The sequence below is a fragment of the Flavobacterium psychrotrophum genome, assembly GCF_003403075.1.
Classification (GTDB): domain Bacteria; phylum Bacteroidota; class Bacteroidia; order Flavobacteriales; family Flavobacteriaceae; genus Flavobacterium; species Flavobacterium psychrotrophum.
Genome location: NZ_CP031557.1, coordinates 3638160 through 3659589 on the forward strand (window position 1 = coordinate 3638160; position 21430 = coordinate 3659589).

The 21430-nt window shown below is 41.5% G+C and carries 18 protein-coding genes; 11 read left to right on the forward strand and 7 right to left on the reverse strand.

The genetic code is table 11. From position 1 onward, the window contains the following. Window positions 1-2: 2 nt before the first annotated feature. Window positions 3-1589, reverse strand: coding sequence for an MFS transporter (locus DYH63_RS15635; protein WP_116789680.1), 1587 nt, complete (start codon window positions 1587-1589; stop codon window positions 3-5). 399 nt (window positions 1590-1988) lie between these two features. Continuing rightward, on the reverse strand, window positions 1989-3017 hold the full coding sequence (locus DYH63_RS15640) for a LacI family DNA-binding transcriptional regulator (protein WP_116789681.1): 1029 nt from the start codon (window positions 3015-3017) through the stop codon (window positions 1989-1991). 250 nt (window positions 3018-3267) lie between these two features. Here DYH63_RS15640 and DYH63_RS15645 point away from each other — a divergent pair, with 250 nt between their 5' ends. From DYH63_RS15645 to DYH63_RS15660, 4 genes are read left to right on the forward strand one after another with little or no spacing between them, the layout of a single operon-like run. Next, window positions 3268-6222 carry a SusC/RagA family TonB-linked outer membrane protein gene (locus DYH63_RS15645; RefSeq protein ID WP_116789682.1) on the forward strand — a complete coding sequence of 985 codons (2955 nt, stop codon included), beginning with the start codon at window positions 3268-3270 and terminating at the stop codon, window positions 6220-6222. A gap of 15 nt (window positions 6223-6237) precedes the next feature. After that, window positions 6238-7833: a RagB/SusD family nutrient uptake outer membrane protein gene (locus DYH63_RS15650; protein WP_116789683.1), complete on the forward strand. Its 1596-nt coding sequence runs from the start codon at window positions 6238-6240 to the stop codon at window positions 7831-7833. A 25-nt stretch (window positions 7834-7858) separates the two neighbouring features. Continuing rightward, a complete protein-coding gene (locus DYH63_RS15655; protein ID WP_116789684.1) occupies window positions 7859-8947 on the forward strand; it encodes a SusE domain-containing protein in 1089 nt (362 codons plus the stop codon). A 55-nt stretch (window positions 8948-9002) separates the two neighbouring features. Beyond that, window positions 9003-11819, forward strand: a complete 2817-nt coding sequence (locus tag DYH63_RS15660; protein ID WP_116789685.1) for an alpha-amylase family glycosyl hydrolase — start codon at window positions 9003-9005, stop codon at window positions 11817-11819. Window positions 11820-11936: 117 nt separating this feature from the next. On the opposite strand, the gene DYH63_RS15665 is transcribed toward DYH63_RS15660, so the two are convergent. Next, the gene (locus DYH63_RS15665) at window positions 11937-12602 is read right to left on the reverse strand and encodes an NADPH-dependent F420 reductase (protein WP_116789686.1); all 666 of its coding nucleotides are present in this window, start codon (window positions 12600-12602) and stop codon (window positions 11937-11939) included. Between the two features lie 35 nt (window positions 12603-12637). Here DYH63_RS15665 and DYH63_RS15670 point away from each other — a divergent pair, with 35 nt between their 5' ends. Continuing rightward, window positions 12638-13033: a winged helix-turn-helix transcriptional regulator gene (locus tag DYH63_RS15670; protein ID WP_240409024.1), complete on the forward strand. Its 396-nt coding sequence runs from the start codon at window positions 12638-12640 to the stop codon at window positions 13031-13033. Between the two features lie 65 nt (window positions 13034-13098). Here DYH63_RS15670 and DYH63_RS15675 read toward each other — a convergent pair whose 3' ends face one another. Continuing rightward, window positions 13099-15135 (reverse strand): M13 family metallopeptidase, encoded by a 2037-nt coding sequence (locus DYH63_RS15675; protein ID WP_116789687.1) that lies wholly within the window; start codon window positions 15133-15135, stop codon window positions 13099-13101. Window positions 15136-15321: 186 nt separating this feature from the next. On the opposite strand from DYH63_RS15675, the gene DYH63_RS15680 reads away from it, so the two are divergent. Further along, the gene (locus DYH63_RS15680) at window positions 15322-15804 is read left to right on the forward strand and encodes a hypothetical protein (RefSeq protein WP_116789688.1); all 483 of its coding nucleotides are present in this window, start codon (window positions 15322-15324) and stop codon (window positions 15802-15804) included. Window positions 15805-15810: 6 nt separating this feature from the next. Here the strand turns inward: DYH63_RS15680 and DYH63_RS15685 are convergent, their stop codons facing one another. After that, window positions 15811-16221: a hypothetical protein gene (locus DYH63_RS15685; RefSeq protein WP_116789689.1), complete on the reverse strand. Its 411-nt coding sequence runs from the start codon at window positions 16219-16221 to the stop codon at window positions 15811-15813. A gap of 244 nt (window positions 16222-16465) precedes the next feature. Between DYH63_RS15685 and rplM the strand changes: the two genes are divergently transcribed. The 4 genes from rplM (at window position 16466) to tsf (ending at window position 19199) form a co-directional block, all read left to right on the forward strand. Next, entirely contained in the window at window positions 16466-16921 is a 456-nt protein-coding gene (gene rplM / locus DYH63_RS15690) for a 50S ribosomal protein L13 (protein WP_116789690.1), read from the forward strand. Between the two features lies 1 nt (window position 16922). After that, entirely contained in the window at window positions 16923-17309 is a 387-nt protein-coding gene (gene rpsI / locus DYH63_RS15695) for a 30S ribosomal protein S9 (RefSeq protein WP_116789691.1), read from the forward strand. A gap of 165 nt (window positions 17310-17474) precedes the next feature. Next, complete coding sequence (gene rpsB, locus DYH63_RS15700; protein ID WP_116789692.1) at window positions 17475-18266, forward strand: 30S ribosomal protein S2; 792 nt, start codon at window positions 17475-17477, stop codon at window positions 18264-18266. Window positions 18267-18374: 108 nt separating this feature from the next. After that, a complete protein-coding gene (tsf, locus tag DYH63_RS15705; RefSeq protein ID WP_116789693.1) occupies window positions 18375-19199 on the forward strand; it encodes a translation elongation factor Ts in 825 nt (274 codons plus the stop codon). A gap of 79 nt (window positions 19200-19278) precedes the next feature. Here tsf and DYH63_RS15710 read toward each other — a convergent pair whose 3' ends face one another. Both DYH63_RS15710 and DYH63_RS15715 read right to left on the reverse strand, forming a co-directional pair. Continuing rightward, a complete protein-coding gene (locus tag DYH63_RS15710; protein WP_116789694.1) occupies window positions 19279-20037 on the reverse strand; it encodes an SDR family NAD(P)-dependent oxidoreductase in 759 nt (252 codons plus the stop codon). Between the two features lie 24 nt (window positions 20038-20061). Continuing rightward, window positions 20062-20814, reverse strand: coding sequence for an SDR family NAD(P)-dependent oxidoreductase (locus DYH63_RS15715; protein ID WP_116789695.1), 753 nt, complete (start codon window positions 20812-20814; stop codon window positions 20062-20064). A 105-nt stretch (window positions 20815-20919) separates the two neighbouring features. Between DYH63_RS15715 and DYH63_RS15720 the strand changes: the two genes are divergently transcribed. Then, the gene (locus DYH63_RS15720; protein WP_116789696.1) at window positions 20920-21276 is read left to right on the forward strand and encodes a winged helix-turn-helix transcriptional regulator; all 357 of its coding nucleotides are present in this window, start codon (window positions 20920-20922) and stop codon (window positions 21274-21276) included. Window positions 21277-21430 lie beyond the last annotated feature (154 nt).

The window sequence follows — 21430 nt, forward strand, 5'->3', positions numbered from 1 at the left end:
GATTATTTTTGATTGATATTGATGATTGCCTTGTCGTTTACCAGCAGTGCCATAACGCCTGCCACTACCATAGATGCACCGCCGATTAACAGCGCATAAATGGGCTCATTACTAAAAAAGTACGAAACCAAAAAGCCTAAAATAGAGGCTGCAAGTAGTTGCGGTATAACTACAAAGAAGTTAAATACACCCATATAATACCCCATTTTAGATGCCGGCAAAGCACCGCTAAGCATGGCAAACGGGATAGAAAGTATGCTGGCCCAGGCAATGCCCACGCCTATCATACTAAGGTCATACATATAAAATGTAAAGTTGAAATATGTATCCGGAGATCCTATCCTGAAAATGACATCATTAAACGTACCGGCATTACCCAGGTAGTAAATAGATGCCAGCCCAAGGCCACCAGCTACCAATGCCAGGAAGTGTGTAAACTTACGGCTGGTGCGCTTTGCTATAAGCGGCAGCAAAAAAGCTGCTATAGCGCCCACAAGGTTATAATTGGCAAACATTTCGTTAACCACATTAGCACCTGTATTATAGGCAACCGAAGTTGTATCTGTAGTTTTAAAAATGTGTTCTGTTACTGCACCCGTAGTATATATCCACATTGAAAATAATGCGAACCATGTAAAGAACTGTACTACGGCAAGCTGTTTCATAACCTTTGGCATAAACTGAAAATCGTTCATGATGGTTACAAAACCGTTGCGATAGTTACCCTGTTTCTGGAAAAGCCCCGAAACAATAAGCGCTGCTCCGCCCAGGCCAATAAGGCCAAGTGAAAGTACATACAAATCTTTTTTAAGCCCATAGGCATATACCACATAAGAAAACACTAATCCTATAAGCAAAGCAATGGTACCTATGGTAAGGTGCCTGCTGCCATTTGCCGTAAACCAGGATACCGGCCTTTCTTCCTCGCGATATTGTTCGGCTTCAGCCTTTTCAAAAGCAGCAAGTTCGTCGGGCGAATATTCTTTTGTTGTAAAGATGGTAACCAGTACGGTAATGATAAAGGCTGCTCCGCCAATGTAAAACGAGTACTTAACCGAATCCGGTATCTGCCCTGCGGGAGCCGTGTTAGCCACGTCAAAATAGGTAAGGATGTTAGGCAGCTTTGAAGCCACATAAGCACCCAGCCCTATAAAAAAACTTTGCATGGCAAACCCGGTGGTACGCTGTTTTTCATTTAGCACATCGCCCACAAAAGCCCGAAAAGGCTCCATGGTAATATTGATAGACGCATCAAGCATCCATAATATACCGGCAGCAAACCACAGGTGCGGCGAGTTTGGCATAATAAACAACGCCAGCGATGCCAGTAAGGCACCTGCTAAAAAATACGGTTTGCGTCGGCCAAGTTTTGTCCAGGTCCTGTCGCTAAAGTATCCGATGATGGGCTGTACTATGAGCCCGGTGAGCGGGGCTGCTACCCAAAGTGCCGGGATATCGTCTATCTCAGCGCCTAACGTCTGGAATATCCGGCTAACGTTAGCATTTTGGAGCGCAAAGCCCATTTGTATTCCCAGGAACCCGAAACTCATGTTCCAGATCTCCCAGAAACCTAATTTACGCTTTTCCATTATCGTAATTTAAATTATTAACGATAAGCGCGTATGGCTTATCAAAATCTTATAAAAAAGTTTGAAGTGACTTTATAAGCTTTGATAATCAGAACAAAGATATATGTTTTTTAATACAAAAATATTTTTGGTGTAAAAAAAATTCCGGCAACACGACCGGAATCTATTTTTTAAACCACTATATTTTAATTGTTTACAAAAACTACAAGGTTGTCGTAGAATTGTTTATAATGCATGGATTTGATGATTTGTCTATGTGATAATCATTGATTCTTCTATGTTAACCGAAGCGCAGCGTAGCGGAAACATCTCATTAGTAATCGGGATTTATAGTTAGAGATTCCTCAACTCCGCTGCGCTGCGTTCGGAATGGAACAACAAACCACCCAGAACAACAAACTATAAACCTAACGTGCTCTCCCTTAAAACAAGGTGCGTTTCTACCAGTTCTGTACGGTATTGCTCTGTTTCCGGCTCTTCTTCTTTTTCCAGGCGTTCTATAAGCAGCTTGGCGGCACGGCCTCCCATAACTACGCCGTTCTGGCTTACGGTACTTATGCTTGGGCTGCTATATTGCGATATAATACCATCTGTAAAGCCTATTACCTGCATCTCTTCCGGCACACGGATACCCATTTTTGCTGCCAGCTTAAGGGCTGTTACCGCAAACAGCTCATTAACGGCAAATATGGCATCGGGCTTTTTATCGCGCAGCAGCATTTCTATTTTACTGGCACAGCCATCTATATCTTCAATTTTTACAATAAGTTCATCGTCAATAGCCATATCGTGGTCGCTTAGTGCGTTTATATAACCATCGGTACGCAGGCGGCCCACACTTACATAATCTACCGTAGTTATAAGCCCTATGTTTTTAAACCCCTTTCCTACCAGGTAATCAACAGCTTCATAAGCCGCAAGCTGGTCGTCTATAATAACCTTATCGCACAGTACATCGTTAGTAACACGGTCAAACATTACTACCGGCATACCCTGGTTAATAACCTCCTGTATGTGGTGAAAGTCTTTTTTTTGCTGGGTTTCTTTACTAAGTGCCATAATAAAACCATCGGTACTGCCGGTGGCAAGCATCTCCATGTTTATTACCTCTTTATCGAAGCTCTCATTGCTAAGACACACAATTACGTTATACCCCATTTCATTAGCCACCTGCTCTATACCGCTAATTACCGTGGCAAAAAAGTGGTGTACAATTTCAGGAATAATAATACCTATGGTCTTGGTCTTTTTATTCTTAAGGCTTAAGGCAATGTTATTAGGCTTGTAGTTATAGAGCTTGGCAAAGGCCTGCACCTTAAGACGGGTATCTTCGCCTATTTCAGGACTGTTTCTTAACGACTTAGAAACGGTACTTATAGATACATCAAGTTCTCTGGCAATTTGTTTAAGGGTAACCTGTCTTTTCATCGGTAGTAAGAACTATTTGAGCGATTTGCTCGTAAATTATTGAATTAAGAATAAAGATACTTATTATTTTTATTTATGGCAATATTACGACAGCTTTACCCCGCTGTTAATCAAAAGTTTTCAACACGACAACGTTGTAGTAACGTGTCGCCAGCGAAAACGTTTTTTTATAACGTTCATTTAAATAATTTTAACCCCTGAAGTGATTTTATAAGCATTTAAAAACGCAAATTTAACCTAAACGACTTGTATGAAAAAGTTTTTACTCCTATTGCTTGTGTTACCTTTTGCAGTCTTTGCGCAAACAAAGACAGCTGCGGGTACCGTACGCGATAATACCACCGGGCAGCCCATACCCGGAGTAAATGTAATTGTAGAGGGCACGCAAAATGGCACGTCTACAGATATGGATGGTAACTTTACCCTTCCAAACGTACCTGTAGGGAAAAATCTTGTATTTAGCTTTATTGGTTTTGCTACAAAAAATGTAAGCTTTACAGGACAAACAGCTATAGACGTCGTACTTTCTGAAGATGCTACCCAATTAAAAGAGGTAGTGGTAATAGGCTACGGTACTACTACCAAGAAAAACTCGACAGGAGCCATAACAAGTGTTACGGCTGAGCAATTTCAAAAGGGTCCTATTATAGGCGCTGAGCAGCTTATACAAGGACGTGTATCTGGTGTACAGGTAACTACAGGAGGTGGTGAGCCGGGCAGCGGATCGTTAGTGCGCATCAGGAGTGGTGCATCGCTAAATGCTAACAGCGACCCACTTTATGTAATAGACGGTGTACCTGTAGAAGTAGGTGGTGGTGGTGCAATAGGCGGCCGTAATCCGCTTGCAAGCATTAACCAGAATGATATTGCAAGCATGTCTATACTAAAAGATGCTGCAGCTACGGCCATTTATGGTTCGCGTGCATCTAACGGTGTAATAATAATTACCACAAAAAAAGGTAAGAGTGGAGAAATGCAGGTAAGCTACAATGGCAACTACCAGGTTTACCAGGTAGGCAAAACCGTAAGCAACATGACAGCCGGGCAGTACAGGGATTTTGTAAATACGGCCGGAGTAAGGTCTAACGGCACTAACCCGTTTAAACCGTTACTTGGAACTGCAAATACCGACTGGCAAAAAGAAATTTACCGTACTGCAATGGGTACAGACCACAACTTTTCTGTGCAGGGTGGCTCAGACAACATTGTATACCGTGCCTCAACCGGTTATACAAACATGAATGGCCTTCTTAAAACAGACAACTTTGAAAGAACAACGGTTAATGCTAATGTTACCGGTAACTTTTTTGACAATCACCTTAAGGTAGAGCTTACAAACAAATCGTCTGTAATGCACAACATTTATGCAGACAAAGGTGCCATTGGCGCAGCAGTAGCTTTTGACCCTACACAACCAATACGCAGGGCTGATGGTACTTTTTTCCAGTGGCTTAAAGCAAACGGAGAATATGAGCCAAATGCAAGCCGCAACCCCGTGGCAATGCTGGAGCAAAAGCACAACTTTGGTAACTCTTACAGGAGCATAGGTAACGGACAGGTAGAATATAAAATTCACGGCTTTGAAGAACTTAAACTTATAGCCAACCTGGGTTATGACTATTCAAGGGGCCGTACTTATGGAAATGTAGACAGCGATTACGTCGTTCCGTCTGAAGCCGGAAGTGCATATAACACTACCCAGAACAAAAAAATCCAGGTAATGGACCTTTATTTTAACTACAACAAGTATGTAGAAAGCATAAAAACTAATTTTGATGTTACAGGTGGTTACAACTACCAGGATTTTAAATACGAAAACACAAATTATAATTATGATGCTGCCAATGGTGTATTTAATCCTGACAATCCATCAAATACACGCCTTAACCTTCAATCGTTTTTTGGAAGGGCTACATTTACCATAGCAGATAAATATATCCTTAACGGATCATTCAGGGCAGATGGCTCATCGCGCTTTACTGAAGAAAACAGATGGGGCTATTTCCCGGCGGCTTCTGCGGCATGGAAAATAAACAACGAAGATTTTCTTAAAGACAGTAAGATGCTAAGCGAACTTAAACTGCGTGCAAGCTGGGGTAAAACCGGCCAGCAGGATACCGGTGTGCTTTACCCTTCTGTACCGCTATACTCGTTGTCTACAAATACTGCACAGTACCAGTTTGGTTATGACGAAAACGGCAAGCCTATTTACTTTAATACCTTTGTGCCACTTGCATACAATTCAAACCTTAAATGGGAAGAGACCGCTACGCTTAACTTTGGTGTAGACTTTGGCTTCTTTAATGACCGTATTACAGGTAGCGCAGAATATTATGAGCGCAAAACAACAGACCTTATTGTAAATGCTACCAACCCACAGGGTGTTAACTTCTCTAACGAGAATAAATATAACATTGGTAACATGAAAAACAAAGGTTTTGAACTTAGCATAGATACCTATCCTATCCGCACAGATGATATTACCTGGAGAATCGGCGGTAACTTTACATGGCAGAACTCTAAAATCACAAAAATTACCAGCCAGAGTGCTCCAAGCTTCCCGGGTTATGCCACAGGGGGCATAAGCGGAGGTGTAGGTTCTTTTATACAAAACAACCAGGTTGGCTACTGGCCTAGCAGCTTCTATGTGTATGAGCAGGCATATGATGCTAACCATAAACCTATTGAGGGCGTATATGTAGACCGTAACAATGACGGTATTATTAATGAGCAGGATCTTTACAGGTTCCATAAGCCACAGGCTGATATGTTCTATGGCTTTAATACCGACTTTACTTACAAGAACTGGTGGCTGTCTATGAGTTTCCGCGGAAGTTTTGGCAACTATAACTACAACAACGTATACTCTAATACCGGAAATGCTAATACCGGCTTACCTACAAACGGTGCTTATCTTAACAACGTACATACAGATGCCCTTAACTCAGGGTTTGTAAATCCTCAGTACTATTCTGACTACTATGTACAAGACGCATCTTTCCTGAGAATGGACAACATAACAGCAGGATATACGTTTAAAAATATTTTCTCAGAAGGCAGTACCTTAAGGCTTACAGGAGCTGTACAAAACGTATTTGTAATTACAGGCTATAATGGTATAGACCCTGAGATTTCGGGAGGTATTGATAACAACTTTTACCCAAGGCCACGTATCTACACAGTGGGCCTAAACGTAAACTTCTAAAAATTGACTTTGAATATGAAAAATATCAACTTAAAACTAGCGGCCGGTCTTATGCTCGCAGCATTTACGTTCAGCTCGTGCCTTAACGACCTGGACCAGTCAGACCCATCAAGCGTAGGCTTACCTACGGTTGAAGAACTCTACAGCAAGCCTGAAGCTTATAAAGAAACTCTTGCAAAACTTTATGCAGGCTTTTCTACTACAGGCCAGGATGGCCCATCAGGATCACCAGACATTTCCGGCATTGACGAAGGCTTTAGCCAGTATATACGCGGACTTTGGTTACTACAGGAATTAACTACCGATGAGGCTGTTATAGGCTGGAATGACCAGACAATTAAAGATTTTCATTACCAGACATGGTCATCTAATGACAACTTTATAAACGCAACGTTTAGCCGTCTTGACTTTGAGATCAAAAACTGTAATGAGTACCTGCGCCAAACAACAGATGTAAAACTGGATGCCCGTGGCGTAACAGGAGACCTGCGTACAGAAATTGCAGCCTATCGTGCCGAAGCCCGTTTTTTAAGGGCAGTTAGCTACTGGCATTTTCTTGACCTCTTTGGGGGTCGTGTAGGTATCGTAACAGAAAATGACCCTACAACATACTTTTTGCCAAAACAAGCTACGGCACAGGAAATGTTCGATTTTATAGATACTGAACTTACTGACCTTGTTACAAACCTTAAAGCACCACGCACTAACGAATACCCAAGGGTAGATAAAGCGGCTGCATGGATGCTTAGGGCCAAGCTGTACTTAAACGCACAGGTATATACCGGCAAAGCTAAATATGCCGAAGCCATGCCACTACTTACCCAGGTTATAAACAGCGGTTATGCGTTACACGACAAATATGATGAATTGTTTTTGGCAGATAACGATAAAAACGGTGCGCAGAACGAAGCAATATTTGCTGTCGCATTTGATGGCCTTCGCACTAAAACTTATGGAGGGACTACCTTCCTGGTACATGCGCCACTGGGTGGTTCTATGCCAGTAGCAGAGTTTGGTGTAAACGGCGGCTGGGGTGGCGTAAGGACCACATCTGCATTTGTGGCAAAGTTTAACAACAGCACAATGGATGACAGGTCTAATTTCTACACATCAGGACAATCTCTTGAAATTACCGACATAGGTAACTTTGGTGACGGTTATGCTATAAAAAAATTTAAGAACGTAACCTCTGCAGGGGTTAAGGGATCTGACGCCGCAGGAGATTTTGTAGACACTGATTTCGCTATATTCCGCCTTGCAGATGCTTACCTTATGTATGCAGAGTGTGCCCTGCGTACCGGCCAGGATATAGCTAACGGCTTAGTATATGTAAACAAGGTTAGGGAGAGGGCATATGGCAGTACCGCAGGTGACGTAACAAGTATGAACCTTAACTTTATTCTTGATGAAAGGGCACGTGAACTGCATTGGGAAGGCCACCGCAGGACAGACCTTGTGCGCTTTGGCAAATTAACAGGAGGTTCTTACCTATGGCCGTATAAAGGCAATACACCAACCGGAAGCCCTACACCAAGCTTCAGAAATATTTTCCCAATACCTACAAGAGCTTTGGCTGCAAACCCATTGCTGGTACAAAACCCAGGCTATTAATAAACAAAAAATTGTAACTTAAGATATGAAGACTTTAAGAAATTCAATGATAGCGATACTTGCAATATTTGCAGTATCATGTAATATAGATGATGTAGAAAACAGGCCTGTAGTACAAGGCAAAGACGCTCCGGTGCTTACTGCACCTGAAGAAGGTAACACCTATGTACTTAGCCCTGAAACCATGGATCTTCTTGCCGAAAGGTTTGTATGGTCTGCGGCAAATTTTGGCGAAGGCATTATTCCTAACTACAACATCGAGATAGACAAAGCAGGAGATAATTTTGATACGCCTGTAATTGTAGCGTCTGCAAATGGTGCCACGCAACTGGCGGCTTCTCAAAACGTATTAAATACCGCCGTTCGCGCATTAGGTGCATCACCTTTTGTTACCGCAAACTTTGAGGTAAGGGTAAAAGCCTATGTTGGCACAAACATACTTTACAGTAATGCCGTAGAAATGATCATTACACCTTACACTACAGAAACACCGCGCCTGTGGGTAACCGGTACCTACCAGACTGCAAGTGGCTATGGAACCGACTGGAGTGGCGAAGCAGCACCGCAGCTTAAAGCACAGTCATATGGTAATACTAACTTTGAAGGCTATGTATATATAGCTACCGCTGAAACCGGCTCTGGTGAAGGCATTAAATTTCAGTCTAATGCGACGGGAGACGGAATTACTTATGGCATGGGCGCAGGTGCTAACCTTATTGCAGACGGTGGGCCGGCTATTGCCGTTAGCCAGCCCGGATATTACCAAATAAAAGTAAATACTGCTGCTACAACCCTTTCTTATTCGCTTACACAAACAACGTGGGGTGTTATAGGATCTGCTACAGCAGCTATTACCGGTGGCGATGGCTGGAGTAACGACATAGACATGACGTATGACCAGACTATAAAAAAATGGACGTTAACTACTGCACTATCTGCGGGTGAAATTAAATTCCGCGCTAATGATGCATGGACCCTTAACTATGGCGATGACCAGGCAGACAGTTCTCTTAACGAGGGCGGTGCCAATATTGCAGTAACAGCGGGAACGTATAAGATAACGCTCGACCTAAGCTCTCCAAGGGCATACACTTACACTGTAGAACTTCAATAATAAAAATCAAAAAAAGGGCTGCTACATTGCAGCCCTTTTTCCATAAACTATTGGCATGAAAAAAATTACACTTTTAATACTGCTACTTATAAATCTTACAGCTTTTGCACAGGTAACTACCACGCCAAATCCGGGCCTGCCTACTGCCCCTGTAACGCTAAATTTTAATAAAGCAGGCACACCGCTTGCCAGCTATACCGGTACTATCTATGCTCATATAGGGGTTACTGTAAACGGCACAAGGTGGAGCAATGTAAAAGGGTCATGGGGAAACAATACAACCCAGCCTGCCCTTACACTGGTAAGCGGAACGAATTATAAACTGGAACTTACCCCTGATTTATACAGCTACTTTGGCGTAGCAGCCGGAAGCACCATTACTGAGATATGTGTGGTGTTCAGGGCAGCTACAAACAGTCCGCAATCAGATGATATTTTTGTAAACGTAGGCGCTTTTCAGGTAAACCTTACAGCTCCTGCCGAAGGCTCTACTACTATAATTAACTCTGGCGGTAGTCTTTCAATCGCTGCTAATAACATTGGTGGTAATGCACGTTATAACCTTATTGCAAACGGCACAAGCATTAATACTATTGAGAGCACTGCAAACTATACCTATACCCATAATAACATTACAGCCAATACCCACTACCAAATGGTTACAACACTGGGTACAGAGGTTAAGACCAAAGAATTTGATGTTATTGTAAATCCGGGGAATGTAAACCAGGCCATGCCGGCAGGTGCTAAAGACGGTATTAACTATAATCCTGCCGATGCCACAACGGCAACATTGGTACTAAACGCACCGGGCAAAGATTTTGTATATGTGGCTGGCAGCTTTAACAACTACAACCCTGGTACGACACACGCCATGAAAAAAGACCCTGCAACGGGTAAATTCTGGCTAACGCTTACAGGGCTTACTGCCGGGCAAAATTACACCTACCAATACTGGGTTATCGACCAGACTCCCACAGCAAACAGTAAAGCACTTGTAAAAGTTGCCGATGCGTTTTCTAACCTGGTGCTGTCTCCTAATGACGATCCGTTTATCACACCCGCAGTTTACCCTAACCTGCCTGTTTATCCTGCAGGACAATCTTTTGATGTATCTGTACTAAAAACAGGGCAACCGGTTTATGACTGGCAGGCAACAGGCTTTGTGCGCCCTGCGAAAGAAGACCTTATAGTATATGAAGCGCTAATACGCGATTTTAATACTGAGAAGACCTGGAACAGTATGGCTGCACAAATAGACTACTTTAAAAACCTGCATGTAAATGCTATCGAGCTAATGCCGGTAATGGAATTTGAAGGTAATATCTCCTGGGGCTATAATACGATCTATCATATGGCAACGGATAAATCGTATGGAACGGCTGACGCCATGAAAGCATTTATCGACCTTTGCCACCAAAATGGTATTGCCGTAATATTAGATGTTGCCCTTAACCATGTATACGGACGTTCGCCACTGGTGCGCATGTGGGCAAATGACCCCGATGGCGACGGATATGGCGATCCTGCCACAGATAACCCCTACTGTAATACTGTTGCAAGGCATGCCTACAGCGTGGGTAGCGACCTTAACCACCAGAGTGCGCTTACTCAGTATTATGTGCAACGTACAGTAGAATACTGGATGAACGAGTTTAAGATAGATGGTTTCCGTTGGGACCTTACAAAAGGATTTACACAAAACTGCACCGCCGGAGATGAAACCTGCACAAGTGCCTACCAGGCAGACCGCGTAGCTATACTTAAACAATATGCAGATTACCAGTGGGCTATTGACCCTGATTTTTATGTAATATTTGAACACCTTGGTGTGGGCGGCAGCGCTAACGAAGAGGTAGAATGGGCTAACTATCGTATTGCAGAAGGCAAAGGAATTATGCCATGGGGTAACTTTAACTACGCATACAACCAGCTTAGCATGGGATATGCTGAGCAAAGCAATTTTGCAAACATGGACTTTGAAAACCGTGGCTATATAGCATCCCGCGTTATGGGATACATGGAGAGCCACGATGAAGAAAGGCTTATGTACAAAAACCTTTTACATGGGGTAACTACAAACAATTACAACATTAAAGATTTAGCAACAGGACTGGAAAGACAAAAAGCAATAGGTGCGGTATCATTACTTATACCGGGGCCTAAAATGTTTTGGCAGTTTGCAGAGCTTGGCTATAACTTTGGCATTAACTACTGCGAAAACGGAACGTATAATAACGACTGCCGTACAAACCCTAAGCCTATACCGGCAGAGCGTGGATTTACTACAGATGCTGCCCGTATGAGCATTTATAATACCTGGGCTAAGTTTAATGAGCTTAAACAAGCTAACCCTGTATTTCATACCAATACGTTTACCATAACATCTGGCACCCTTACCCCGAGAATAGACATATGGAACAACAGCCTGAACGAAGGCCAGCTAAAAGCTGTAGTGGTACTTGCTAACTTTGGTGTAGTGCCTCAAACAGTAAATACTAACTTTTCTATTGCGGGCAATTGGTACAACTTAATGGATAACACAGTTGTTACCGCTGGCACCGGTACTGTTACCATACCGGCAGGCGAGTTTAGGGTATACGGCAATCAGCCGGCAGTGTTAAATAACGAAACTGTAACTACACCCGCAGCTGCAGCACTTTATCCTAACCCTGCAAACCAACAGTTTAGCATTAATGCTCCTGTTGTAAAAGCAGAAGTGTATACACTTACAGGCCAACTTGTAAAAAACTTTGGCCCAAACAGCAATGGCAGCAGCTATGATGTGAGCAGCCTTACTAAAGGTATCTACCTTGTAAAGGCAACCGACTCTGCTAACCGCCAGAGTACCATGAAACTTATTAAAGAATAGTTTTTGTGTTAGTTATATAAGTTTAAGTTTGCTAAAGGCTTCCGGTTAACGGAAGCCTTTAGTTTTTTATACTCATAAGTATTACTAACACATTCACCACAATACTACAGCACGGTATTATTTTATGGTAGATGCTACCCTACCGCCAAATTTATACTCTTCCGGTTCAGGAAAAGCGGTTAGCCCATAACTAATCATCAAGCCGCGTTGCTGCATCAAAAATTTAATAAGGTGCCCCATATTTTCTAATATATACGCATTAGATAAAGGCCCGCTGTGAATGGGTGTTAGCCCGATGTCTTCTATCAATCCTGAAACTATTGCATTTGCAGCAATGTTGTCTCCACAATAAAAGCTGCCCGTATTAGCTTTATGCAGTACATAGGCATCTGTTTCAAATAATTCCTGGGCATGGTTATTAAATGCTTTTACCAAATGCGCCCCGGGAATATCCTGCTGATATTTATAGGCCAGCGAGTCTGTCCCTGAAGTTTTAAGACTTTCCCAGTTGTTGTTAAGATCGATAACCGTTTTACCGTTCCATAATTCCTGTGCGGCAATTTCTGAAGGAAAGGTATTACGCAAACAATACAATATAACATCAGAATTTAGAATTGCTTCCATGGCGGTTCCTGTCCTTATCGGTATATTACCCGCAATATTTTTAATGGTTTCCAGCATTTCGACACGTCTGTGCCCAAAGAAAACGTTATGGCCTTTTGAAGCCCAGTTAAGCCCTATGGTTCTGCCCATATTACCACTACCTACAATTCCTATATTCATTTTGTGTAATTTTATAATTGTAAAATTACTTACATTTGCTTACCAAAAGTAACCAGTTACCTATGGGTAATCAAAAACAACAGAGCATGGGCAAGCCAACAGAATTAGATTGCCGGGCATCAATGCTACCCATACAGGATGCACTGGAAGCCCTTAATGGTAAGTGGAAATTATTAATAATATCGTCTATATCATTAGGAAATACGCGCTTCAAAGAAATTGAACGAAGCATCCCAAAAATATCATCTAAGGTATTGGCTAAAGAACTAAAAGACCTGGAAAACAACCTGCTGATTAAGCGTACGGTATCCGATTACTCAGCCGTATTAACCGAATATTCTTTACGTCCCCACGCAGAAACCCTTAAAGATGTTTTAATTGCTCTGCGTGACTGGGGCAAACTGCACCGCAAAGCCATAATAGATAAATAGCCTGTATAAATAACAAAGGGCACATAATAAATTATGTGCCCTTTGCCAATATATTTTATAATCTCCTACCAGATAACCACCCTAAGGCTGTCCGGCTGGTACATTTTATCGCCCGGCTTTATGCCAAAGGCTTTATAAAACTCAGGTATGTTAGCCAGTGGCCCGTTTATGCGGTACTGTGCCGGTGCGTGCACATCGGTCATTATCTGTTGCGACAATGCTTCTTTTTTAATGTTTACCATCCAGGCATAACCATAAGCTATAAAGTAGCGTTGTGTTGGCGTAAAGCCACTTATCTCTTCGTTGTCTTTAAACTGGGCTGTTTTTTTAAATGCCTCAAGCCCCATAACCACGCCGCCAAGGTCGGCAATGTTTTCGCCTTGTGTGGCATCGCCATTTACAAACTTGCCCGGCAGTGCTTCAAACTTATTAAACTGCTCTACGATAAGTTTTGTCTTAGCCTGAAACTTAGCCAGATCTTCTGCCGTCCACCAGTTGTTAAGGTTACCCTTTTCATCATACTGGCTACCCTGATCGTCAAAACCGTGTGTAATTTCGTGCCCAAAGGTAGAGCCGCCTATTATACCATATAGTATGGCATCATCGGGCATACGGCCCTCAAAGCCCGGTACAAGTATATTACAAGCCGGCACTACAATTTCGTTATTGCTTGGGTTATAGTATGCATTATAGGTTTGTGGGTACATACCCCACTCATTACGGTCTACCGGCTGCCCGTATTTTGCAACCATATAATCATACTGCCATTTGCTGGCAGCCATTACATTTGCACAGTATGAATTCCCAATGGTAAGTTTGCTCATATCTTTCCATTCGTCCGGGTAACCCACCTTCATAATTATCTTGCTCAGTTTTTGCAATGCCTTCTTTTTTGTAGGCTCGCTCATCCAGTCCAGGTTTTTAATATGATCGGCATATACATCGCGAATATTATTACCTATTTCAAGTAACTTTTCCTTTGTACCCTTTGGCAAATAGTCTTTTACATATACCTGGCCTATAAGTTCGCCCAGCATACCATTGGTTTGCTCTACAACGCGTTTCCAGCGCGGCCTTTGTTTAGTAACCCCGCCCATAACGGTACTGTAAAAATGGAAATTCTCGTCGGCAATGTCCTTTTTAAGGAAAGAGGCATATTCGCTAACAAGGTTATACTTCAGGTATTTTTTCCAGCTTTCAGCAGGGTAGCTTTTAACCATCCTGTTAAGCGCGGTAAAAAACTCAGGTTGCCCTACAATAACACTATCTGCCTTTTGAATACCAAGTGTACCGATAACAGAACCCCAGTTTACATTTGGCGTGTCGGCAGAAAACTTAGCCAGCGGCATCTTATTATAATTTTTAAGCGGGTCGCGAAGTGCTTCAAGCTTACGCGAAGCAGTAGCCAGTTCAGTCTCCAGCTTCATAATACCATCTGCATCTGTTTTTGCGGTAGCCTCATCAGTACCCGTAAGCTTAAGCATGGTTGCAATATGCTTTACATATTCTGTGCGAATATTAACTGCCTCGGCATCGCTATTAAAATAATAATCACGGTTACCAAGGCCTAAACCACCCTGTTGCAGAAAAATAGCATACTTGGTACTTATCTTATCATCCTGGTTTACATAAAAAGTAAAAGCCGGTGTGGCACCCACGGTGTGCAGGTACCCTATTGTAGAAAGTAGCGATGGCACATCGGTAATGGCATCAATACGTTTCATAGGCTCTGCAAGTGGCTTTAGGCCTTCTTTATCTATAGCTATGGTATCCATGCCCGATGCGTAGAAATCGCCAATTTTTTGCTCGTTACTACCTTTTGCAGCATCTTTATTTTTTGCCGCGTTTTCGCAAATGTTCTTTATCTGCGCGTTTATGGTATCTTGTATGGTTCTAAAAATACCGTTGCTACGCTCACTATCGGGTATCGGGTGGCTTTTAAACCAGCCGCCGTTAGCATAATGAAAAAAGTCCTGCGCCGGACTAACAGTTGTGTCGCGGTTGGTTAGCAACGGGTCGTTAAAGGCAGTTTCCTTTTTGGCACAACCTGTTACTAAAACCATTGCTGCCAGGGCAGAGATGGCTTTGTTATACGTTTTCATGTTTGTTCGTGTTTTGTTTGAAAGTTGTTCAAAAATATAAAATTATTTAACAAAACAACCTTATTTACAGTGCTTTCCTCAACAATTACCTCTTTTTAGGCAAAATTGTTATGTTATTTATATCATAAACCATTGGTACTAAAAACAGCTTTACCTTATATTTAAAGACTTAATACTTATTTAGCCATGAAAAAAGTACTCCTTATTATAGCACTATCTTTTTTACTTGTTATGTGTAAAAGCACCAAGACCAGGAGCACATCTGCCACAGCAGAGCCTACTAAAGAGAATTTTATATACAGCGACGGTTTTAAGGCTGCTACCCCCGCACAAACCACAGCATTGCTAAAAGAACTTGGCGCTACGGCAGAAAACTATTCTGTACTGGTGCTTACCAAGAATTTTAACGGAGCAGAGATTGTAGTAACCAATGGCGGCAAGCAGCTATATAAAGGCTATGCCCTTACTAACCGCGGCAACGGTATTGCCGAGAAAATACGTATAGACAATACACTGGACACCAAAATATACGACAGCTATAGTAAAAAGGAAATTACAATAGAAAGCAGCGATGCTAAAAAGTATAAGTTTGCGCATGTAGCAAAAGACAATTCTAAAAAAGTGCCATTTGTGGTGGTGTATAGTAATAAGGTAAAGGCGCTGGAGTAAGGGTTACTACCTGAGTGCGTAAATACTATCAATATACACTTTATATTGCTGAACTGTGATTGTAATTGTAGTGTCTTTTCTAATGATCTTAAAATAATCCACATTTCGAACTTTAGCAACAGAGTCTCCTACAGCAACCTGATCCCATATAAATCTGTCCACGGAGTGCTTGCGCTTTTTAATTACCAGATAAGGTTCATAGTGATTAAAGGTATCTATAGCCTTTAGAACAATCCTGCCAGATAACTTTTTTTCTTTAAAATTATCAAGAGCATTTTGTTTTATCCACGGATCGCTTAGCCGTAAAAGCATGTAACAAAAAAGCACCATACCTATTACCCCACCAAGTATTGCCCTTACGCCTGCGCGTTCAAAAAAAGACTCTTCGTCAACATTATCTAAAAAATTAATAGGCATGGCTGTTATTGTTGGAAGGCAAAGATATTAAAAAGCAGCAAGAAGAATTTAAACAATACCACAAACAAATAACCACATTCCCGCATTACCAAATCACCTTAAAAAAGCCTATCTTTACAGCCTTCGCTTTACTGAAAATTATTGGTTAAATAATAATTTTTATCCTTATTTGAATTTCTAAGAAATAATTGTACTTTTGCAACCCCTTTATTGGGGACGGAATGTTTAATTAAAATAATTTATTGTGAACACATTAAGCTACAAAACAGTATCTGCAAACAAAGCTACCGCTCAGAAAGAGTGGATCGTTGTTGATGCTGAAGGGCATAATCTGGGCCGTTTTGCTTCTAAAGTTGCGATGCTTTTAAGAGGTAAATACAAAACAAATTATACCCCGCACGTTGACTGTGGTGATAACGTAATTGTTATCAACGCAGAAAAGATCAACCTTACAGGTAACAAACTGGAGGACAAAACGTATATCCGCCACACAGGTTACCCTGGAGGACAAAGGATCCTTGCTGCTAAAATTGTTAAGGCAAAAAATCCTTCAATCTTAGTAGAGAAAGCCGTAAAAGGTATGCTACCTAAAAACAAATTAGGCGCGCAACTTTTCCGCAACCTGAATGTATATGCAGGAGCTGACCACAAACATGAGGCGCAGACTCCTAAAACCGTTAACTTAAACGACCTAAAGTAAGATGGCGACAATCCACAAAATTGGCAGGAGAAAAACTGCTGTTGCCCGTATTTACCTGACTGAAGGCTCAGGAAAAATCACGGTTAACAAGAAAGACCTTGAAGTATACTTCCCTACAGCTACACTACAGTACAAAGTACGCCAGCCGCTTAGCCTGACTAACACAGCTGAAAACTTTGACGTAAAAGTAAATGTATATGGTGGTGGTATTACAGGACAGGCAGAAGCTGTAAGGATGGCAATTGCACGCGCTATGTGTGAAGTTGATGCTGAAAACAGGCTAATCCTTAAACCAGAAGGCCTATTAACAAGGGATCCTCGTATGGTAGAACGTAAGAAATTCGGCCAGAAGAAAGCCCGTAAGAGATTCCAGTTCTCTAAACGTTAATATGTTTATTGGGATTTTATCCCGAACTGTTTATTATTATTATTTAAAACTAAGTTGTTGTTGCCCCGCCGAGGTGAGGGGTTAGTTTAGCATCTAAATGGGCAAGGCCGTTAATTCGCCACTTACTCATTGCGCTTACTCAACAGAACGTAAACTATTACAAAAATGGCAAATAAAGTAGAAGTTAAAGACTTACTGGAAGCAGGTGTTCACTTTGGACACATGACCAGAAAATGGGATCCGAATATGGCTCCTTACATATACATGGAGCGTAATGGTATACACATTATCAACCTGTATAAAACTGCAGCTAAAATAGAAGAGGCTAACGAAGCTCTTAAAAAAATAGCTGCTTCAGGCCGAAAAATCCTTTTCGTTGCCACAAAAAAACAAGCAAAAGACATCGTTGCTGAAAAAGCAGCTGCCGCTAACATGCCATACATCACTGAAAGGTGGCCTGGTGGTATGCTTACTAACTTCATCACTATCCGTAAAGCTGTTAAGAAAATGGCTTCTATTGATAAAATGAAGAAAGACGGTACATTCATGACGCTTTCTAAGAAAGAGCGCCTTCAGGTAGATCGTCTACGTGCTAAGCTTGAAAAAAACCTTGGTTCTATTGCTGACATGACAAGGCTACCGGCTGCGTTATTTGTTGTAGACATCAAGGCAGAACATATCGCAGTAAAAGAAGCTCAGAAATTAAACATTCCGGTTTTCGCAATGGTAGATACCAACTCTGACCCACGTCAGGTTGATTATGTTATCCCTGCAAATGATGATGCTTCTAAATCAATAGACAAAATTTTATCTTTAGTAACAGGCGCTGTTGTTGAAGGTCTTGCTGACAGGAAATCTGACAAAGATGACTTCCAGGATGCTCCTGCAGGCGAGGTTGAAACTACAGAAGCTGAGGCTCCTGCAGTAGAAGCTCCGGCAGCTACAACTGAAGAATAAGTTAACATTACAGTAAAGCCGTTGTGCGGGGTGATGTTTACTTTTGTAGCATTATCTGTATAACGGCTTTATATTTTTTTTCAAACATCAAATAAATACAACTTTAAAATGGCAAATATTACTGCTGCAGACGTTAATAAACTAAGGACCATTACCGGTGCCGGTATGATGGACTGCAAAAAAGCACTTGTTGAAGCTGAAGGAGATTTTGACAAAGCTATCGAAAACCTACGTAAAAAAGGACAAAAAGTAGCTGCTAACAGAGCTGACCGTGAGTCTACTGAAGGTGCGGTTCTGGCTGTTGTTAACGCTGACAAAACTGAAGGTGTTGTTATATCTGTTAACTGTGAGACTGACTTCGTTGCTAAAAACGAATCTTACGTTAAACTTGCTACAGAACTTGCTAACCTTGCCCTTAACTTTAATACTAAAGAAGAGCTTCTTGCTGCTGACTTTAACGGTATTACTGTTGAAGAAAAACTTACTGAGCAAACTGGTGTAATTGGAGAGAAAATAGAAATAGGTTCTTTCGAAAAACTTCAGGGTGCATTTGTAGGATCTTACATCCACGCTGGTAACAGGATCGCTACACTTGTTAGCCTTTCTGCTAACGTAGAAGGTGCTGAAGATGCTGCACGTAACGTAGCTATGCAGGCTGCCGCTATGGCTCCTATAGCACTTAACGAAGATGGTGTTGATGCTGCTGTAGTTGAAAAAGAAATCGAAATTGCTAAAGATGTACTTCGTCAGGAAGGCAAGCCGGAAGCTATGCTAGATAACATTGCTAAAGGTAAACTAGGCCGTTTCTTTAAAGACAATACACTTGTTAACCAGGATTACATTAAAGACAACAAACTTAGCGTTAGCGAGTATGTTAAGTCGGTAGATGCAGGTCTTGTAGTTACAGGCTTCAAAAGGGTTGCACTTGCTTAATTAGCACAACTTTTTTATAATATTAAAATCCCGCCTTTTTTAAAAGGGCGGGATTTTTCATTTGAGCAGAATTGGATATTTAAAACCCATACATACCACCCGATACAGAAATTTGCTCGCCTGTAATCCAGGCTGAATCATCTGAGGCCAGAAACACGGCAGCCTTAGCAATATCATCCGGCTGGCCCCTGCGCCCAAGCGGTGTATGTGCAATAAACATTGTTTCATACTCACTGCCCGTAGTAACACCCGCACTACGCGCACCTTCTGTTTCTGTAGCACCGGGCAAAATAGAATTGACACGAATGTTTTTTGCCCCCAGTTCTTTCGATAAAGAAACTGTTACCGCATCTAATGCAGCCTTAGTTGCAGAATACAACGACGCTTCCGGAAGCGGCATTTTGCTCGCACCAGAACTGATATTGATGATATTACCACCCTTATCTCCAAACAAACTTAAAGATGCCTGGATGGCCAGTATAGCCCCCAACACATTAACATTAAAATGCTGATGAAAAATTTCAGCCGATATCTGTTCAATAGGCGTATAACCCTGGTAAGCCGCGTTATTTACCAATACATCAAGCGTACCAAAAGTCTGTTTTGTTTGCTTAAATAAGCGGGTTATATCTGCTTCTTTAGACACATCAGCCTGTACTGCAATAGCCACACCCCCATTATCTGTTACTTGTTTAACCACAACATCTGCCCCTTCTTTACTCGAAGCATAATTAACAACAACCTTTGCTCCTTCTGCCGCAAAGTATTTTGCGATGGCCGCACCTATTCCTTTTGAAGCACCTGTAACAACAGCTACTTTATTATTTAATCTATTCATTATTACAAAATTGATTTATGATTATTAATTAGCTAAATAGGTCATACCACCATCTACAAGAAGCTCGGCACCAAGCATAAATGAAGAATCATCAGAGGCGAGGAAAACCGCGGTCTTACCAATGTCTGACGGTTGCCCTATTCTGCCTATGGGCATCTGTCCTGCAAAGTGATTTTTTAAACCTTCTAGTTGCTCCGCAGGAACAAACTTTTCAAATGCCGGGGTATCTGTTGTACCGGGTGTTATTACATTTACCCTGATTTTTCTATCTAAAAGGTCGCTAGAAAATCCTTTTGCCAAATATATAACAGCTGCTTTTGCAGCACCATAAAGTGTAAAATTAGGATAAGCCCGATGCGCTGCGTTTGACCCGATGAGGATAACAGAAGCACCATCATTTAGATAAGGCAGTGCCTTATTAACAGTGAAGTAAACACTTTTCAGGTTTAAATCGATAGTCTTATCAAAGTCTGCCTCACCCAGCGTGGCTACAGTTCCTACAGTACCGCCTCCTGCATTGGCTACGATTACATCTATCTTACCAAATTTTTCAGCTGTTGTTGCAAACACTCTTTCCAGGTCTGCAAGGTTTGTAACATCGGCATTTATGGCTATAAAATTATCGCCCAGTTGCGCAACGGCACTATTCAAAGTTTCCTGATTTCTGCCAACAATGGCTCCTGATGCGCCTTCGTTTTTAAGAGCTTCTGCAATACCAAACCCAATACCGCTATTGCCGCCAGTAATTACAACAATCTTATTTTTTAATTTACTCATTATTTCTATTGTTTAAAATTTGAGCCACAAAGCTATATCACTAAAGTTACTTTTAGTAACTTTGTACCGAAAAGTAATAGTAACACAGATGTAACAAAGTAACATATGGGGTGCAAAATAGAAGAGTTTAGACAGGAACAAAAGAAAAGAATGCGAGCCGTTCAGGATGCAATGGACACGCTAAATGGAAAATGGAAGATATCTATCATCACATCCATCTGCTGCTATGGCACAAGACGGTTTTCGGATATATTGAATGATGTTGTTGGGATATCTAACAGGATGTTAAGCAAAGAATTAAAGGAACTGGAAATAAATGAGTTGATAAAACGCACCGTTTTAAACACACAGCCCGTAACGGTTCAATACGAACTTACAGCACATGGCGATACGCTACAAACCATAATAACCAATCTTACTGATTGGGGAATTGTACACAGAAATAAAATTGCAGGCAAATAATAATGACACGCTCAAAATTAAATGCCTTTACATTTTTATCAACAAAAACCTTTTCGTAACCTTTTGCGTACATCTATTTAAGAAAAAGAAGCCCAATAATTACAGAACTTTGCCGTTCTGTTAAAAATTACACATAGAAAGGCATAGTAATTGT

Bases quoted from the DNA above. Each gene is read 5' to 3' on its own strand.
- DYH63_RS15635 (WP_116789680.1), bottom strand. From the start codon at position 1,589: ATGGAAAAGCGTAAATTAGGTTTCTGGGAGATCTGGAACATGAGTTTC.
- DYH63_RS15640 (WP_116789681.1), bottom strand. From the start codon at position 3,017: ATGAAAAGACAGGTTACCCTTAAACAAATTGCCAGAGAACTTGATGTA.
- DYH63_RS15645 (WP_116789682.1), top strand. From the start codon at position 3,268: ATGAAAAAGTTTTTACTCCTATTGCTTGTGTTACCTTTTGCAGTCTTT.
- DYH63_RS15650 (WP_116789683.1), top strand. From the start codon at position 6,238: ATGAAAAATATCAACTTAAAACTAGCGGCCGGTCTTATGCTCGCAGCA.
- DYH63_RS15655 (WP_116789684.1), top strand. From the start codon at position 7,859: ATGAAGACTTTAAGAAATTCAATGATAGCGATACTTGCAATATTTGCA.
- DYH63_RS15660 (WP_116789685.1), top strand. From the start codon at position 9,003: ATGAAAAAAATTACACTTTTAATACTGCTACTTATAAATCTTACAGCT.
- DYH63_RS15665 (WP_116789686.1), bottom strand. From the start codon at position 12,602: ATGAATATAGGAATTGTAGGTAGTGGTAATATGGGCAGAACCATAGGG.
- DYH63_RS15675 (WP_116789687.1), bottom strand. From the start codon at position 15,135: ATGAAAACGTATAACAAAGCCATCTCTGCCCTGGCAGCAATGGTTTTA.
- DYH63_RS15680 (WP_116789688.1), top strand. From the start codon at position 15,322: ATGAAAAAAGTACTCCTTATTATAGCACTATCTTTTTTACTTGTTATG.
- DYH63_RS15685 (WP_116789689.1), bottom strand. From the start codon at position 16,221: ATGCCTATTAATTTTTTAGATAATGTTGACGAAGAGTCTTTTTTTGAA.
- rpsI (WP_116789691.1), top strand. From the start codon at position 16,923: ATGGCGACAATCCACAAAATTGGCAGGAGAAAAACTGCTGTTGCCCGT.
- rpsB (WP_116789692.1), top strand. From the start codon at position 17,475: ATGGCAAATAAAGTAGAAGTTAAAGACTTACTGGAAGCAGGTGTTCAC.
- tsf (WP_116789693.1), top strand. From the start codon at position 18,375: ATGGCAAATATTACTGCTGCAGACGTTAATAAACTAAGGACCATTACC.
- DYH63_RS15710 (WP_116789694.1), bottom strand. From the start codon at position 20,037: ATGAATAGATTAAATAATAAAGTAGCTGTTGTTACAGGTGCTTCAAAA.
- DYH63_RS15715 (WP_116789695.1), bottom strand. From the start codon at position 20,814: ATGAGTAAATTAAAAAATAAGATTGTTGTAATTACTGGCGGCAATAGC.
- DYH63_RS15720 (WP_116789696.1), top strand. From the start codon at position 20,920: ATGGGGTGCAAAATAGAAGAGTTTAGACAGGAACAAAAGAAAAGAATG.